The organism is Enterobacter cloacae complex sp. P40C2, from assembly GCF_014930695.1.
Lineage (GTDB): Bacteria > Pseudomonadota > Gammaproteobacteria > Enterobacterales > Enterobacteriaceae > Enterobacter > Enterobacter pasteurii.
Window position 1 is genome coordinate 596,324 of record NZ_JADBRP010000001.1, and the last position, 16,292, is coordinate 612,615.

20 protein-coding genes and 1 other annotated feature are annotated in these 16,292 nt (G+C 54.2%); of the genes, 9 read left to right on the top strand and 11 right to left on the bottom strand.

Annotated features, from left to right (window positions below; genetic code table 11):
• Positions 1-3: 3 nt before the first annotated feature.
• From pheT to thrS, 7 genes are all read right to left on the bottom strand, one after another.
• Positions 4-2,391, bottom strand: a complete 2,388-nt coding sequence (gene pheT, locus IM304_RS02840) for a phenylalanine--tRNA ligase subunit beta (RefSeq protein WP_193356245.1) — start codon at positions 2,389-2,391, stop codon at positions 4-6.
• Positions 2,392-2,406: 15 nt separating this feature from the next.
• Positions 2,407-3,390 carry a phenylalanine--tRNA ligase subunit alpha gene (gene pheS / locus IM304_RS02845; protein WP_033145275.1) on the bottom strand — a complete coding sequence of 328 codons (984 nt, stop codon included), beginning with the start codon at positions 3,388-3,390 and terminating at the stop codon, positions 2,407-2,409.
• Between the two features lie 62 nt (positions 3,391-3,452).
• Positions 3,453-3,577 (bottom strand) — a sequence feature (Phe leader region).
• Positions 3,528-3,572, bottom strand: a complete 45-nt coding sequence (gene pheM / locus IM304_RS02850) for a pheST operon leader peptide PheM (RefSeq protein WP_001386830.1) — start codon at positions 3,570-3,572, stop codon at positions 3,528-3,530. (Overlaps the previous feature by 45 nt.)
• A 116-nt stretch (positions 3,578-3,693) precedes the next feature.
• Positions 3,694-4,050 carry a 50S ribosomal protein L20 gene (gene rplT, locus IM304_RS02855; protein WP_000124850.1) on the bottom strand — a complete coding sequence of 119 codons (357 nt, stop codon included), beginning with the start codon at positions 4,048-4,050 and terminating at the stop codon, positions 3,694-3,696.
• Between the two features lie 50 nt (positions 4,051-4,100).
• The gene (gene rpmI, locus IM304_RS02860) at positions 4,101-4,298 is read right to left on the bottom strand and encodes a 50S ribosomal protein L35 (RefSeq protein WP_001124225.1); all 198 of its coding nucleotides are present in this window, start codon (positions 4,296-4,298) and stop codon (positions 4,101-4,103) included.
• 97 nt (positions 4,299-4,395) lie between these two features.
• On the bottom strand, positions 4,396-4,938 hold the full coding sequence (gene infC, locus IM304_RS02865) for a translation initiation factor IF-3 (protein ID WP_023616141.1): 543 nt from the start codon (positions 4,936-4,938) through the stop codon (positions 4,396-4,398).
• 3 nt (positions 4,939-4,941) lie between these two features.
• A complete protein-coding gene (gene thrS / locus IM304_RS02870) occupies positions 4,942-6,870 on the bottom strand; it encodes a threonine--tRNA ligase (RefSeq protein WP_148419051.1) in 1,929 nt (642 codons plus the stop codon).
• A gap of 323 nt (positions 6,871-7,193) precedes the next feature.
• Between thrS and yncL the strand changes: the two genes are divergently transcribed.
• Together yncL and yniD are read left to right on the top strand one after the other, a co-directional pair.
• Complete coding sequence (gene yncL, locus IM304_RS02875; protein ID WP_071785204.1) at positions 7,194-7,286, top strand: stress response membrane protein YncL; 93 nt, start codon at positions 7,194-7,196, stop codon at positions 7,284-7,286.
• A 98-nt stretch (positions 7,287-7,384) separates the two neighbouring features.
• Positions 7,385-7,492, top strand: coding sequence for a small membrane protein YniD (gene yniD / locus IM304_RS02880; RefSeq protein ID WP_003857815.1), 108 nt, complete (start codon positions 7,385-7,387; stop codon positions 7,490-7,492).
• 188 nt (positions 7,493-7,680) lie between these two features.
• Here the strand turns inward: yniD and IM304_RS02885 are convergent, their stop codons facing one another.
• Complete coding sequence (locus IM304_RS02885; RefSeq protein ID WP_193356246.1) at positions 7,681-7,905, bottom strand: hypothetical protein; 225 nt, start codon at positions 7,903-7,905, stop codon at positions 7,681-7,683.
• Positions 7,906-8,163: 258 nt separating this feature from the next.
• On the bottom strand, positions 8,164-8,922 hold the full coding sequence (locus IM304_RS02890) for a YdiY family protein (protein WP_148419055.1): 759 nt from the start codon (positions 8,920-8,922) through the stop codon (positions 8,164-8,166).
• Positions 8,923-9,218: 296 nt separating this feature from the next.
• Between IM304_RS02890 and pfkB the strand changes: the two genes are divergently transcribed.
• From pfkB to IM304_RS02905, 3 genes are all read left to right on the top strand, one after another.
• Complete coding sequence (pfkB, locus tag IM304_RS02895; RefSeq protein WP_193356247.1) at positions 9,219-10,151, top strand: 6-phosphofructokinase II; 933 nt, start codon at positions 9,219-9,221, stop codon at positions 10,149-10,151.
• A 92-nt stretch (positions 10,152-10,243) separates the two neighbouring features.
• Positions 10,244-10,534 carry a type V toxin-antitoxin system endoribonuclease antitoxin GhoS gene (gene ghoS, locus IM304_RS02900; protein WP_176610566.1) on the top strand — a complete coding sequence of 97 codons (291 nt, stop codon included), beginning with the start codon at positions 10,244-10,246 and terminating at the stop codon, positions 10,532-10,534.
• Positions 10,535-10,639: 105 nt separating this feature from the next.
• A complete protein-coding gene (locus IM304_RS02905) occupies positions 10,640-11,500 on the top strand; it encodes a fructosamine kinase family protein (RefSeq protein WP_193356248.1) in 861 nt (286 codons plus the stop codon).
• Between the two features lie 37 nt (positions 11,501-11,537).
• On the opposite strand, the gene IM304_RS02910 is transcribed toward IM304_RS02905, so the two are convergent.
• Positions 11,538-12,074: a YniB family protein gene (locus IM304_RS02910; RefSeq protein ID WP_193356249.1), complete on the bottom strand. Its 537-nt coding sequence runs from the start codon at positions 12,072-12,074 to the stop codon at positions 11,538-11,540.
• A 142-nt stretch (positions 12,075-12,216) separates the two neighbouring features.
• On the opposite strand from IM304_RS02910, the gene hxpB reads away from it, so the two are divergent.
• The 4 genes from hxpB to IM304_RS02930 all read left to right on the top strand — a co-directional run bounded on the left by hxpB (position 12,217) and on the right by IM304_RS02930 (position 15,984).
• Positions 12,217-12,888 carry a hexitol phosphatase HxpB gene (hxpB, locus tag IM304_RS02915; RefSeq protein WP_193356250.1) on the top strand — a complete coding sequence of 224 codons (672 nt, stop codon included), beginning with the start codon at positions 12,217-12,219 and terminating at the stop codon, positions 12,886-12,888.
• A gap of 129 nt (positions 12,889-13,017) precedes the next feature.
• Positions 13,018-13,779 carry a 2-dehydro-3-deoxy-D-gluconate 5-dehydrogenase KduD gene (kduD, locus tag IM304_RS02920; protein ID WP_176610567.1) on the top strand — a complete coding sequence of 254 codons (762 nt, stop codon included), beginning with the start codon at positions 13,018-13,020 and terminating at the stop codon, positions 13,777-13,779.
• Between the two features lie 95 nt (positions 13,780-13,874).
• The gene (locus IM304_RS02925) at positions 13,875-14,465 is read left to right on the top strand and encodes a metal-dependent hydrolase (RefSeq protein WP_148419067.1); all 591 of its coding nucleotides are present in this window, start codon (positions 13,875-13,877) and stop codon (positions 14,463-14,465) included.
• Between the two features lie 127 nt (positions 14,466-14,592).
• Positions 14,593-15,984: an L-cystine transporter gene (locus IM304_RS02930; protein WP_193356251.1), complete on the top strand. Its 1,392-nt coding sequence runs from the start codon at positions 14,593-14,595 to the stop codon at positions 15,982-15,984.
• Between the two features lie 46 nt (positions 15,985-16,030).
• On the opposite strand, the gene cedA is transcribed toward IM304_RS02930, so the two are convergent.
• Complete coding sequence (gene cedA / locus IM304_RS02935; protein WP_209007147.1) at positions 16,031-16,270, bottom strand: cell division activator CedA; 240 nt, start codon at positions 16,268-16,270, stop codon at positions 16,031-16,033.
• Between the last annotated feature and the right edge of the window lie 22 nt (positions 16,271-16,292).

Here is a 16,292-nt window from a genome sequence, read left to right on the forward strand (position 1 = left end):
GGTTCAATCCCTCAATGATGCCTGGAATCGCTCTTTTAATGCCTCTACACATTTGGCGACGGTAGCGGCAATCTCCTCTTCTTCGAGTGTACGGCTGGTATCCTGAAGGATAAGGCTAATAGCGAGGCTCTTGAAACCTTCTGCTACGCCCTTGCCGCGGTACACGTCAAATAAGTTTACGCCAACTACCTGATTTACGCCAACTTTCTTACATTCGGCCAAAATATCTGCTGCGGGCACGTTTTCAGCGACCACAACCGCGATATCACGGCGGTTTGCCGGGAAGCGCGAGACGTCCTGCGCCTGAGGAATAACGCGGTCTGCAACCGGGCTCCACTCCAGCTCGAACACGATGGTACGGCCGTTGAGGTCCAGCTTACGTTCCAGCTCAGGATGCACAACGCCAATGAAACCAACACGTTTGCCGTCTAAATAAATCGCCGCGCTCTGGCCCGGATGCAGGGCCGGAATCGCTTCTGCGCGGAATTCAATTTCAGATAATTTACCGGTCAGATCGAGGATTGATTCCAGATCGCCCTTCATATCGTAGAAATCGACCGTGCCTTTTGCCAGATCCCAGTGCTCTTCGTAGCGGTTACCGCTGATTGCGCCGGCCAGCATGAGATCCTGACGGATGCCCAAATTAGCCTGAGTATCCGGTACAAAGCGCAAGCCGCTTTCGAAAATGCGTACGCGGTTTTGCTGACGATTCTGGTTGTAAACGATGGTGCCGAGCAGGCCCGTCCACAGGGAGAGGCGCATCGCTGACATCTCGCTGGAGATAGGGCTTGGCAGGATCAGGGCTTCCTGACCCGGGTGGATCAGCTGCTGAAGCTTAGGATCCACGAAGCTGTAGGTGATCACTTCCTGGTAGCCTTTGTCGTTCAGCATGGTTTTCACACGCTTCAGGGACAGATCGGCTTCGCGATGGGTGCCCATCACCAGACCTGCCTGCACCGGCTCGTCGGGAATGTTGTTGTAGCCGTATACGCGGGCCACCTCTTCCACCAGGTCTTCTTCGATCTCCATGTCGAAACGCCAGGACGGCGCTACGGCCTTCCACTCGTCCTGACCTTCGGTCACGTCGCAGCCCAGACGCGTCAGTATGTCGGTCACCTGCGCATCGGCAACGTGATGGCCAATCAGGCGATCCAGCTTGCTGCGGCGCAGGGTGATGGTCGCACGCTTCGGCAGCGTCGCTTCGTTAGTGACGTCGATAACCGGACCGGCTTCACCGCCGCAGATGTCGATCAGCAGGCGAGTCGCTCGCTCCATCGCTTTATATTGCAGCGCCGGGTCAACGCCACGCTCGTAGCGGTGAGAGGCATCCGTGTGCAGGCCATGACGACGCGCGCGGCCGGTGATGGAGAGCGGGCTGAAGAACGCGCATTCCAGCAGGACGTTTTGCGTCTCGTCGTTGACGCCAGAGTGCTCGCCACCGAAGATACCGCCCATCGCCAGCGCTTTGTTGTGGTCCGCAATAACCAGCGTATCGGCGCTCAGTTTCGCTTCGCTGCCGTCCAGCAGCACCAGGGTTTCGCCCTCTTTCGCCATGCGAACAACAATACCGCCTTCGATACGATCCTTATCGAACGCATGCATTGGCTGACCCAGCTCCAGCAGAACGTAGTTGGTCACGTCAACGACGGCGTCGATAGAGCGGATACCGCAGCGACGCAGCTTTTCTTTCATCCACAGCGGGGTTGGTGCCTTAACGTTAATGCCCTTCACCACGCGACCGAGATAGCGCGGGCAGGCATCAACGGCGTCGACCTGAATTGGCAGCGTGTCGCTGATGGTGGCCGCAACCGGAGCGATCTCCGGCACGTTCAGCTCGGTCTGGTTCAGCACGGCAACGTCGCGCGCCACGCCAATAATGCCTAAGCAGTCGGCACGGTTTGGCGTAACGCTGATTTCGATGGTGTTGTCATCAAGCTTCAGGTACTCACGAATATCGGTGCCGATCGGCGCATCCAGCGGCAGCTCAATGATGCCGTTGTGATCGTCGGAAATACCCAGCTCGGAGAAGGAGCACAGCATGCCCTCAGACGGCTCGCCGCGCAGCTTCGCCGCTTTGATTTTGAAATCGCCCGGCAGCACGGCGCCGACGGTCGCCACGGCCACCTTCAGGCCCTGACGGCAGTTTGGCGCGCCGCAGACGATATCCAGCAGGCGATCGCCACCCACATTTACTTTGGTGACGCGCAGCTTGTCGGCGTTAGGGTGCTGGCCGCACTCAACCACTTCACCCACGACTACGCCGGTGAAGGCGCCAGAAACCGGATCGACACCGTCAACTTCCAGACCCGCCATGGTGATCTGGTTGGAGAGCGCTTCGCTGTCCAGCGTGGTATTAACCCATTCGCGTAACCACAGTTCACTGAATTTCATTGTTCTGTCCTGCCCTTATTTAAACTGTTTGAGGAAACGCAGATCGTTTTCGAAGAATGCACGTAAATCGGTCACGCCGTAGCGCAGCATGGTCAGACGCTCCATGCCCATACCGAACGCAAAGCCGGAGTAAACTTCCGGATCGATACCCACGTTGCGCAGCACGTTTGGATGCACCATGCCGCAGCCCAGCACTTCCAGCCACTTACCGTTTTTACCCATGACGTCAACTTCCGCAGAGGGCTCAGTGAACGGGAAGTAGGACGGACGGAAGCGAACCTGCAAATCTTCCTCAAAGAAGTTGTTCAGGAAATCGTGCAGCGTGCCCTTCAGGTTGGTGAAGCTGATGTTTTTATCAACAATCAGACCTTCCATCTGGTGGAACATTGGGGTGTGCGTCTGATCGTAGTCGTTACGGTACACGCGGCCCGGCGCGATGATGCGAATTGGCGGTTCCTGATCCTTCATGGTACGGATCTGAACGCCGGAGGTCTGGGTGCGCAGCAGACGGGTAGCGTCAAACCAGAAAGTGTCGTGGTCAGCACGTGCCGGATGATGGCCAGGAATGTTCAGGGCATCGAAGTTATGGTAATCATCTTCAATTTCCGGGCCAGTCGCCACGGTAAAGCCGAGCTCACCGAAGAAACTTTCAATACGATCGATAGTACGCGTCACCGGATGCAGACCGCCGTTTTCAATACGACGCCCCGGCAGAGAAACGTCGATCGTTTCTGCCGCCAGGCGCGCATTGAGTACCGCGCTTTCCAGCTCGGCTTTACGGGCGTTCAGCGCCTGCTGTACCTGCTCTTTGGCTTCGTTAATCACTGCACCTGCTGCCGGGCGCTCCTCTGCCGGCAGCTCACGCAGGGTTGTCATCTGAAGGGTCAGATGCCCTTTCTTGCCCAGATATTCGACGCGGACATTGTCTAACGCGGCAACATCTGAGGCCTGGTTAATGGCGGCCGTTGCACTGGCAACCAGCTCTGCGAGATGTGACATGGTTTTCCTCATTATGTCGGTGCAGACACCGAATTGTTGGACGTATTCTCTCAAATTCAGGCACAAAAAAAGCCTCCATCGGGAGGCTTATCTGGCGCTGTTTTTCGTTTCATCTTTCACGCGCTAGCCTCCTGAAGTCAGGTGCTAAAGTAAAAGAAGAAGCGGAAAATAGCAGCATTCATGCTTGCGTTACCTTGTGTGGTAAAAACCGTAAAGACCTTATTGAAAAGCCTGGACGGGTAAATGTCAATCTTCTGATCGGGTATATGAAAAGAGGGAGCAAAGCCCCCTCTTTCAACTGGCTTATGCCAGTGCTGCTTTCGCTTTTTCGACCAGAGCGGTGAACGCTACTTTGTCGAATACTGCGATGTCAGCCAGGATCTTACGGTCGATTTCAACAGAGGCTTTTTTCAGGCCGTTGATGAATTTGCTGTAAGAAATACCGTTCTGACGTGCTGCTGCGTTGATACGCGCAATCCACAGTTGACGGAACTGACGCTTACGCTGACGACGGTCACGGTAAGCGTACTGACCTGCTTTGATAACAGCCTGGAAGGCAACGCGGTATACGCGTGAACGCGCACCATAGTAGCCTTTAGCTTGTTTCAAAATTTTCTTGTGACGTGCACGTGCAATTACACCACGTTTTACGCGAGCCATGTGTGCTCTCCTGTATCTATTCTAAGTTAAAAAAGTTAAACGTTAACGACTTATGCGTACGGCAGGCACGCGATGACCAGGCCCAGATCGCCTTTAGAAACCATGGCTTTTGGACGCAGGTGACGTTTACGCTTGGTAGCTTTCTTAGTCAGAATGTGACGCAGGTTAGCGTGCTTGTGCTTAAAACCACCTTTACCGGTTTTTTTGAAGCGCTTAGCAGCACCGCGTACGGTCTTAATTTTTGGCATTTTAATAACTTCCACTTCGCATTGTTAAATAAACGAAACATAGGCGAACAAAACCTATGGGGCCCTAAGGCTCCACAGATTTTGCTGCTTGAAGGCCTTACTGTTTCTTCTTAGGAGCGAGCACCATGATCATCTGGCGGCCTTCGATCTTCGTAGGGAAGGATTCGACTACTGCCAGTTCACTCAGATCGTCACGGACGCGGTTAAGCACTTCCATACCAATCTGTTGGTGGGCCATCTCACGACCGCGGAAACGCAGCGTGATCTTGGCCTTATCGCCATCTTCCAGAAAGCGAATCAGGCTGCGGAGTTTTACCTGATAATCGCCATCGTCGGTACCAGGACGGAATTTGATTTCCTTAACCTGGATAACTTTTTGCTTCTTCTTCTGTTCCTTAGAAGACTTACTCTTTTCATAAAGGAACTTGCCGTAGTCCATGATACGACAAACTGGCGGTTCGGCGTTAGGGCTGATTTCAACTAAATCTACTCCAGCTTCTTCAGCCTTTTCGATCGCTTCTCTCAGACTCACAATCCCCAGCTGCTCGCCTTCCAGACCTGTTAAGCGAACTTCCTGGGCGCGAATCTCGCCATTGATACGATTCGGACGTGCCGTTTGAACTCGTTTTCCGCCTTTAATACCTTATTCCTCCAGTTGTTGAAGACTGCGGCTGCGAATCTCTTGTTGCAGCTTCTCAATCACTTCACTTACGTCCAGGCTCCCCAGGTCTTTACCACGGCGGGTGCGAACGGCAACTTTGCCTGCTTCCACCTCTTTATCACCACAGACCAACATATACGGGACACGACGTAAAGTGTGCTCGCGGATTTTAAAGCCAATCTTCTCATTTCTCAAGTCTGCTTTTACGCGAATGCCCGCATTTTGTAGTTTCTGCGTCAATTCTTTAACGTAATCCGCCTGAGAATCGGTAATGTTCATCACGACTACCTGCACTGGCGCAAGCCAGGTTGGGAAGAAGCCGGCGAACTCTTCGGTCAGGATGCCAATGAAGCGCTCCAGTGAACCGAGAATTGCACGGTGAATCATAACCGGCACCTGACGCTCGTTGTCTTCGCCCACATAAGAGGCGCTTAAACGCTGCGGCAGAGAGAAGTCCAGCTGTACCGTTCCGCACTGCCATGCGCGATCGAGGCAGTCATACAGGGTAAATTCAATTTTCGGACCGTAGAATGCGCCCTCGCCAAGCTGGTATTCAAACGGAATTCCGTTCTCTTCCAGCGCTACGGCGAGATCCGCCTCTGCGCGATCCCATGTCTCATCGCTACCGATACGTTTCTCCGGGCGCGTTGAGAGTTTGACGACGATTTTCTCGAAGCCAAAGGTGCTGTACATATCGTAGACCATACGAATACAGGCGTTAACTTCATCACGTACCTGATCTTCAGTACAGAAGATATGCGCATCATCCTGAGTAAAGCCACGAACGCGCATCAGACCGTGCAGCGCACCTGATGGCTCGTTACGGTGGCAGCTACCGAACTCCGCCATACGCAGCGGCAGGTCGCGGTAGGATTTCAGACCCTGGTTAAAGATCTGAACGTGGCCCGGGCAGTTCATTGGCTTGATGCAGTATTCACGGTTCTCAGACGAGGTGGTGAACATCGCATCTTTGTAGTTGTCCCAGTGGCCGGTTTTTTCCCACAGCACACGGTCCATCATGAACGGCCCTTTTACTTCCTGATACTGGTACTCTTTCAGCTTAGAGCGCACGAACGTTTCCAGTTCACGGAAGATAGTCCAGCCGTCGTTATGCCAGAACACCATACCCGGCGCTTCTTCCTGCATGTGATACAGGTCAAGCTGCTTACCGATTTTACGGTGGTCACGCTTAGCCGCCTCTTCCAGGCGCTGCAGGTACGCGTTCAGGGCTTTCTTATCAGCCCACGCGGTACCATAGATACGCTGCAACATTTTGTTGTTGCTGTCGCCACGCCAGTAAGCGCCTGCGATCTTCATCAGCTTAAAGTGATGGCAGAAGCGCATATTCGGCACGTGCGGTCCACGGCACATGTCGACGTATTCCTGATGATGGTACAAGCCAGGCTTGTCATCATGAGCGATGTTCTCATCGAGAATAGAGACTTTATAGCTCTCGCCACGCTTCACGAAGGTTTCACGCGCTTCGTGCCAGCTGACTTTCTTCTTGATGACGTCATAGTTCGTTTCGGCGAGCTCGTGCATACGTTTTTCGAGCGCGTCGATGTCTTCCTGGGTCAGGGTATGGTCAAGGTCAACGTCGTAGTAGAAACCGTTGTCGATAACCGGGCCGATCGCCATTTTGGTGTTTGGCCACAGCTGCTTGATAGCATGACCTAACAGGTGCGCGCAGGAGTGACGAATGATCTCCAGACCTTCTTCGTCTTTCGCAGTGATGATTGCGAGCGTCGCATCGCTTTCAATCAGATCGGACGCGTCAACCAGCTCACCATTCACGCGGCCAGCAATGGTCGCTTTCGCGAGACCGGGACCGATGTCCAGGGCAACATCCATTGGGCTTACAGCGCGATCGAAATGGCGTTGGCTGCCATCAGGAAGAGTAATTACAGGCATTTTATATCCTTATTTGCAGTGATGCCCCACACATAAGAGCATATACAAAGAAAATAATCGTGATTAAACAGTAGATTACGAAACCATCTGACCAACAATCGTCAAATTGGTTCGTCATCCTGCACCTGCCGATTTCAGAATAATGCGGATTTACGGCACGCAGCGTAATGGTAACACTATTGACAAGGCGAATGCACCTTCTGCGACCGTTTTGAACCTCTCAACCTTCTGTATGAGCGGGGGAACTTTCGCTGCCAGAGGCTCGCATTCCGAAAGTGCTGAGCTATCCTTGAACATGTCCTTAAACATCCAGGGGTGATGACATGAATGTATCCAGCAGAACCGTTGTGATATTAAACCTTCTTTCCGCTGCCGGTCTGGTATTGATCCTGGCCGACAGATTTCACTGGTTCTGAATCAGACCGGTGTTCTGGCATAGCCTGCTGTCCAGGGTAAAGCGCATTCTGGCGCTTAATTTGGTAGACTAAGGGTCTCAACTGACAAGGATTAGGTTATGCCTACTAAACGATTTGCTGTTAAGCACTGGAAAATGGTCGTGGTATTAATAGCTATTTGCGGCGCGATGCTGCTGCTGCGCTGGGCCGCGATGATCTGGGGCTGATATAGTCAGCAAAGAAGAAGCGTATACGGTTATCGTAAAGCGAAACGTAAACAGGTGGTAAATTTCCTGTATATATAGTAACTGTCTTTAGGCTATTCCCACGTGTAAAAACCGGTACGTCTTCATCCGGTTTTCCACAGGCTGTAATATTGATGAATATTCAACAACAGTCTGGCAGTTAACAGGGATCAGGACCACTCACCCGCCACCAGCTTATGTACATCAAACGCATCGTTCATGGACTGGCCGGTAGACTGAGAGCCTGGAGCCATGTTTGAGCCGGCTTCAACATCCGAAGCTTTGACAATACCGGTTTGGCTGCTGGCAGGTTGCGTCATATTCTCAGCAGCAAATACGCCAAAAGAAAGTGCGGAAAGCACCATCGCTGCTGTAGCGGTTTTGATTTTATTCATAATGATAATTCTCATACTAATTAATGCTGAAAGGCTTGAGGCGAGCTTTTGCCTGTGCTTTCAGTGTAGATCTGGATCACACTTTTTCCTAGTCAAATTATTTATCAATTCGTGTCAAATAAACTGAATAAGGCCTCAAGCGCATTATGGAGAAATAATAAAAATGAAAAAGGACCAGTTAATTTAAAACGCCGTTTATTATAAAACAGCACAGTTACTGAAATAAAAAACGGGCCGGGATAGTCCGGCCCGTCGGAATTACATTTTATAGCCGAGAGAAAGCGTGGTTCTGCGATCGGTATGTTCCGGCGCAGAATCAGGCGGTGCAGAGTTCCAGGTCACGTTGTACGCCACCTTGAGACCAAAGTGTTCATTAATGGCCACGTTTAAAGCACTTTCAGAGTTTAGCGTCGTATCTTCAGCACCGAATACCGACACGCCTTGGGTGAATTTAGCGTTGTCGGTCATCTGCCATGCGTAGGTGCCCGATGCGTAGCCCAGCGGCTGCGTTTCATCTTCGCCATTGGTGTACTCGTCGTAACGTACGCCCGGACCGAATTCAAAACGGAAGCTGTGCACTGGCCCGTTCAGGAACTGACGACCATAACCCGCGGTCGCGACATCGCGCTGGCGATAGCCGTTGAAGCGGTCAGTCAGCCAACTCGCCTGTCCGAACAGGTAGTCATAATCGGTCATGTTGTAACGGCTACGTCCGCCCACCGCATATTTTTCAGATGAGCGCTCGTCGTTGGAGGACGTGTTGCTGGCGTTCCCCCACAGCGACCAGGCGGTGGTGTTGCCGTACCAGGTCAGGGTGCTGTCTGCGGTAAGGGAGGAGCTTTTCGTGTTACCGGATTGCGCCAGATAGCCCGCATTCAGGTTACCTTCAAAGGGTTTTTTGGCGGTGGAAGGATCGTCCATGACAGTAAAAACGGTATCATCGGCGGCTGCATTCAGTGACGCAAACACGCCACCCGCCAGCATCAGTGCTGCGGGTACTGTCTTCAAAAGCTTCATTTTATTTAAGGAGTCCGTACAACAAAAAAAGAGACCATCACGGTCTCGGAAACTTTCTTGAGGATCAATGACAAGGCGTCCAGAGAAAGGTAACAAATTATAAAAAGCCGCAAATAACATAGCAATGTTTTCTTATTTCATTTTTTGAATAAGAACGATCTCAAAACGCGTTTTATTTTATATGTCTGCCGCAGGGTTTTTGTCAGCATTCATATTTAAAATCATACTGTTATTTACGTTGCCTTCCTGGCGATCGGTGCCAGGCTTAAAAGAACCCATGCTAAAAGGAGGTAATGATGGCTTCAATTTATACGCTGACACTCTCCCCTTCCCTCGACTCCGCGACCATGACGCCGCAAATATACCCGGAAGGTAAGCTCCGCTGTAGCGCACCGGTGTTTGAACCGGGCGGTGGCGGCATTAACGTGGCGCGCGCCATTACGCATCTCGGCGGGAAAGCGACCGCCATCTTCCCCGCCGGCGGGGCAACGGGCGAGCATCTGGTGGCGCTGCTGGCGGATGAGCAGGTTGCGGTGGATACCGTAGACGCCCAAGACTGGACCCGGCAAAACCTCCATGTTCACGTTGAATCCAGCGGCGAGCAGTATCGTTTCGTAATGCCGGGCGCAAAGCTGAGCGACGATGAGTTTCGTCAACTGGAAGAGAAAGTGCTGACCATTGAGAGCGGCTCGCTGCTGGTCATCAGCGGTAGCCTGCCGCCGGGCGTGAAAACTGAAAAGCTGACGGCGCTGATTAAGGCGGTACTCCAGCGCGGCATCCGCTGCATTGTCGATAGCTCAGGCGACGCCCTGCGTGCAGCGTTAGAACCCGGACAGCTGGAACTCGTTAAGCCCAACCAGAAAGAGCTGAGCGCGCTTGTTAATCGTGAACTGAACCAGCCTGATGACGTGCGTACCGCCGCAGAAGAGCTGGTACGCACCGGCAAAGCGCACCGCGTTGTGGTCTCTCTCGGTCCACAGGGGGCGCTGGCCGTCGATAAAACGGGTTTCGTGCAGGTCGTTCCGCCGCCAATGAAGAGCCAGAGCACCGTAGGCGCGGGTGACAGCATGGTCGGCGCGATGGCGCTGAAGCTGGCGCAGGGCGCGTCGCTGCTTGAAATGACGCGCTATGGCGTCGCAGCGGGGAGTGCAGCCACCATCAATCAGGGCACGCGGCTGTGTTCACTCGCGGATACCCAGAAAATCGTCGATTACCTGTCAAGAAGCTGAACGATCTTCCCCCTTCCGGCAGAGGGGGAAGTCGCTAAACAGGGCATATCGACTATGCTAAGAAAACTTTCAGGATAACAACGAGGTGAATTATGAGCAGTGGTGATATCACCCGCTACGTCGTAACCGTGAATATTCATGAGGCGTCGCTGACCGAACTGAATGAACTCAACAATGCGTTCACGCGCGCCAATTTTCAGCTTACGCTGACGGACGATGAAGGCAATATACACGACCTCGGCTCGCTGGCGTTTGGCCTGATAAGCCCGCTGAGCCAGGAAGAGGTGCAGGCGCTGGCCAGTAGCCTGGTGGAAAGCGTCACCGACAAAAGCACGGAAATTGACGTGGATACCTGGGACAACTGGCATAAAAAAGAGCAATAAGTGCCCTGTTTAAAATTAAACCGCTCAGTTGTGCGTTAGTTCCTGTTTTTTTACAGCGATTTTGCGCTAACTTTATGATCTGGCAGACAACATGGGAGAGACATCATGTGGCAGGCTATCAGTCATCTTTTAAGCGAGCAACTGGGTGAAGGTGAAATTGAACTGCGTAACGAACTGCCAGGCGGAGAGATCCACGCCGCGTGGCATTTACGATACGCCGGACGCGATCTTTTCGTTAAATGTGACGAGCGCGAACTGCTCCCCATTTTTACGGCCGAGGCCGATCAGCTTGAGCTGCTGTCGCGCAGTAAAACGGTCACCGTTCCGCAGGTATTAGCCGTCGGCAGCGATCGCGACTACAGCTTTCTGGTGATGAACTATCTTCCCCCTCGCCCCCTGGATGCGCACAACGCCTTTATTCTCGGACAGCAGATTGCCCGGCTGCACCAGTGGAGCGATCAGCCGCAGTTCGGGCTGGATTTCGATAACGACCTCTCCACAACCCCGCAGCCAAACGCCTGGCAGCGACGCTGGTCGACATTCTTTGCCGAACAGCGCATCGGCTGGCAGCTGGAGCTGGCCGCTGAAAAAGGATTAGCGTTCGGCAATATCGACGCCTTCGTCGAACACGTCCAGCAGCGACTGGCCTCGCATCAGCCTCAGCCTTCCCTTTTGCACGGTGATTTGTGGTCGGATAACTGCGCGCTTGGGCCTGATGGTCCGTATATTTACGACCCGGCCTGCTACTGGGGCGACAGAGAGTGCGATCTTGCGATGCTGCCGCTGCATCCTGAACAGCCGCCGCAAATTTACGATGGCTATCAGTCGGTCTCACCGCTGCCGCCGGATTTCCTTGAGCGTCAGCCGGTCTATCAGCTTTATACCCTGCTGAACCGGGCCATTTTGTTTGGAGGGGGCCACCTTGTGAATGCCCAGCGCGCGCTGGATCGCATTCTGGCGGCATAGCGGCTGAACGGGTGGCAACGCGCCACCCGCTTTGCGCCTACAGGAAGCCGAGCAGGGTAAAGAAGAAATACCCGGCCACAATGATAATGACCGGCAGTATATAGAGCGGGAAAAACTGCACAAAAATGGTGTGGCGCGGTACAACAATCCGCGATTCAATCTGCTCGCGGGTCATCCCTTCCGGCCCTTTCGCCTTCTCAAGGATCAGCCGATCTTCCACCCCTTCACGTAAAAAGCGGGTCTGGCGACTCATTCGTGCGCCGGAAGCCTGAAGCGCCATCGCGATAAAAATCAGCGCAAAGATAATCCAGAACCCCACGTTGAGCTGCTCGTGAAAATTCGGCGTGGGCGAGTTATGCCAGAAGAAATTCAGGAACGGCGTGTTGAACCGCATCATCTCAATCATTACGTGGGCAAAATCAAGCATGACGGCATTGATGCCCGGCTGTTTTTCGCTGCGTTCGTACATAAATTTGAGTACGGAAATCAGCGTTGAAATCAGGGCGGGAATGAAAATAACCCAACCAGCAATACGTTTTAAGACCGCGATGCGTCCAGCCTGTTGATACGTCATTAGTTCCTCTTCATAAAGACGCGTTATTTGTGCTTAAGTCTACCTGCTGTCGGTCATTTTCGCCCGATCTTTGAATGCAATATGCTAAATTGCCTGTGCTTAGCACCGTTCGTCTTACCCCCTATGATAAGGAGATGTTGTAATGTCGACACCGCGCCAGATACTTGCCGCTATTTTTGACATGGATGGATTACTGATTGATTCCGAACCGCTGTGGGACCAGGCGGAACTGGACGTGATGGCCAGCCTCGGCGTCGATATCAGTCGTCGTAGCGAGCTTCCCGACACCCTGGGGCTGCGCATCGATATGGTGGTTGACCTTTGGTATGCCCACCAGCCGTGGGTTGGCCCCGACCGCGAAGAGGTTACGGCGCGCATCATCAACCGCGCCATCTCGCTGGTTGAAGAGCATAAGCCTTTATTGCCGGGAGTCCGCGAGGCTATCGCGCTGTGCAAGGCGCAAGGGCTGAAGGTGGGCCTGGCTTCCGCCTCGCCGCTGCACATGCTGGAAAAAGTGCTCATCATGTTCGGGCTGCGCGACAGCTTCGACGCGCTGGCGTCGGCCGAAAAGCTTCCCTACAGCAAGCCGCATCCGCAGGTCTATCTGGACTGCGCCGCTAAGCTGGGGCTTGACCCGCTCACCTGCGTGGCGCTGGAAGATTCCGTTAACGGAATGGTGGCCTCGAAAGCCGCACGGATGCGCTCCATCGTCGTGCCGGCTGAAGAAGGTCGACACGATCCCCGCTTTGCCCTCGCGGACGTCAGGCTGACGTCTCTTGAAGAACTGACTGCCCGCCATCTGCGCGGGAAGTGATCCGCTTTTCAGGCAGCTTCGGCTGCCTGCACCACAGAATTAAAACAACGTTTTAGTTTATTTGCTTTTCTCGTTCCAGGCTCCTATTCTTACGTGCAGAATGACAATAACCTGACTTCTGAGGCGCGTATGATAATGGATGCTTTTACTCTGGCGGGAAAAGTGGCGATGGTTACCGGGTGCGATACGGGTCTGGGGCAAGGCATGGCCGTTGCACTCGCCGGGGCGGGATGCGACATCGTGGGCGTAAACCGCAAGGCGCCTGATGAAACGGCAGCGCGTGTCACCGCGCTCGGGCGACGCTTCATCGCGATCCGTGCCGATCTCGGCAGGCAGGAAAATATTCAGAGCGTGGTGGACAGCGCGGTCGCCGGGATGGGACGTATCGATATTCTGGTTAACAATGCCGGAACCATTCGCCGCGCCGACGCCCTGGAATTCAGCGAGAAGGACTGGGACGAGGTGATCGACCTCAATCTTAAATCGGTCTTTTTCCTTTCCCAGGCGGTAGCGAAACGGTTTATTGCTCAGGGTCAGGGCGGAAAAATCATAAATATCGCCTCCATGCTCTCCTTCCAGGGCGGCATCCGCGTGCCCTCTTATACGGCATCCAAAAGCGGCGTGCTGGGGCTGACCCGCCTGCTGGCAAACGAATGGGCGCCGCTCGGCATCAACGTGAACGCCATCGCGCCGGGCTATATGGCAACAAATAACACCCAACAGCTTCGCGATGACGAGCAGCGAAGCCAGGCGATCCTCGACCGTATCCCTGCGGGCCGCTGGGGGCTACCGGAAGATTTGCAGGGCCCGGTGGTCTTTCTCGCCTCGAAGGCGTCTGATTACGTTAACGGCCATACCCTCGCCGTCGACGGGGGCTGGCTGGCGCGCTAGCCGGGCGTTTGTGACAAAGAGTTACACCGTCACCTCTTTCGCGCACTGTATAAAAACCCTATACTGTATGAATCGACAGTTTACCGGGTTTTATCATGACGGCGGAAGGCCACCTGCTTTTTTCTCTTGCCTGTGCAGTGTTTGCCAAAAACGCTGAGCTAACCCCTGTGCTGGCACAGGGGGACTGGTGGCATATTGTCCCTTCTGCCGTGCTGACCTGCCTGCTGCCCGACATAGATCATCCCAAATCATTCCTCGGCCAGCGGCTGAAGTGGATCTCAAAGCCCATCGCCAGAGCCTTTGGCCACCGCGGGTTCACCCACAGCCTGCTGGCCGTGTTTGGCCTGCTGACGCTCTTCTACTTAAAAGTGCCCGACAGCTGGATAGTTCCGGCGGATGCCATTCAGGGCATGGTGCTCGGCTATCTGAGCCATATTCTTGCCGACATGCTGACGCCAGCCGGCGTTCCGCTGCTCTGGCCGTGCCGCTGGCGCTTTCGTCTGCCGATCCTCGTTCCGCAAAAAGGCAACCAGCTGGAGCGCGTCCTGTGCATGGCGCTGTTTGCGTATGCCGTCTGGATGCCGCAGACGTTGCCCGAAAATGGTGCAGTGCGCTGGTCGTCGCAGATGATTAATTCGCTGCAATATCAGTTCAATCGTTTCATTAATCACCAGATTGAACATTAAACCGACAAAATAATCACATTTGTCATAAACCATTCCATATGGATATAAGCGCCACATCACACTTCTGCTAACCTTGCGCCAACAGGTTCGGTAAAAATCGACCGTATAATAAATCAGGAGAACGGGGATGAATTTTCCACTCATAGCGAACATCGTTGTGTTCGTCGTATTGCTATTGCTTCTTGCCCAGGCGCGCCACAAACAGTGGAGCCTGGCGAAAAAGGTGCTGGTTGGTCTGGTGATGGGTGTCGTGTTTGGGCTGGCCCTGCACGCCGTCTACGGCTCCGATAGCCCGGTACTGAAAGAGTCCATCCAGTGGTTCAACATTGTCGGCAACGGCTATGTGCAGCTGCTGCAAATGATCGTCATGCCGCTGGTGTTCGCGTCTATTCTGAGCGCCGTTGCCCGTCTGCACAACGCGACGCAGCTGGGTAAAATCAGCTTCCTGACTATCGGCACCCTGCTCTTCACCACGCTGATTGCGGCGCTGGTGGGCGTGCTGGTGACTAACCTGTTCGGCCTGACCGCAGAGGGCCTGGTTCAGGGCAGCGCTGAAACCGCGCGTCTGACGGCGATCCAGACCAACTACGCGGGTAAAGTGGCCGATCTCACCGTTCCGCAGATGGTGCTCTCCTTCATTCCGAAGAACCCGTTTGCCGATCTGACCGGTGCAAGCCCAACCTCCATTATCAGCGTGGTTATCTTCGCCGCGTTCCTGGGCGTGGCTGCGCTGAAGCTGCTGAAGGACGATGCGCCTAAAGGCGAGCGCGTTCTGACGGCCATCGATACCCTGCAAAGCTGGGTGATGAAGCTGGTACGTCTGGTGATGCAGCTGACGCCGTACGGCGTGCTGGCGCTGATGACCAAGGTAGTGGCAGGCTCGAACCTGCAGGACATCATTAAGCTGGGTAGCTTTGTGATTGCCTCATACCTGGGTCTGGGCATTATGTTTATTGTGCACGGCATCCTGCTTGGCGTGAACGGCGTTAGCCCGCTGAAATACTTCCGTAAGGTCTGGCCGGTGCTGACCTTCGCCTTTACCAGTCGTTCCAGCGCGGCCTCTATCCCGCTGAACGTGGAGGCGCAGACCCGTCGTCTGGGCGTGCCGGAGTCTATCGCCAGCTTCTCTGCCTCCTTTGGTGCCACCATTGGACAGAACGGCTGTGCGGGCCTCTACCCGGCAATGCTGGCCGTGATGGTTGCGCCGACGGTGGGCATCAACCCGCTGGATCCGGTCTGGATTGCGACGCTGGTGGGTATCGTAACCATCAGCTCCGCGGGCGTGGCGGGCGTGGGTGGCGGGGCGACGTTCGCCGCGCTGATTGTTCTGCCTGCGCTGGGCCTGCCGGTAACGCTGGTTGCCCTGCTGATTTCCGTAGAGCCGTTAATCGATATGGGTCGTACCGCGCTTAACGTCAGCGGCTCGATGACCGCCGGTACGCTGACCAGCCAGTGGCTGAAGCAGACCGACAAAGCGGTTCTGGAAAGCGAAGACGACGCCGAGCTGGCGCACCGTTAATTCACGACTGTTAAAAAAACCGCCTGATGGCGGTTTTTTTTGTCTGTTACTCTTCAACCTCTTCATCCTGGCGAACCTGCACCGCCCAACGCTGCGCCGACTCCGGCACCGTAAATGCGGGAGAACGACGGAAGTGCTCGCCGATCAGCACAAAGGCCACGTATTTACCCCGCAACATCCAGACATCGCGAAAACCATCCACTTTCTGGGCGTGGTCTGGCGGCGCGGGTTCAACGCGGGGCACATAGCTAATAACCTGGCGGTTTTGTTGACGAAGAGGTTTCATAAGCGACTGGTTCACTAAAGCA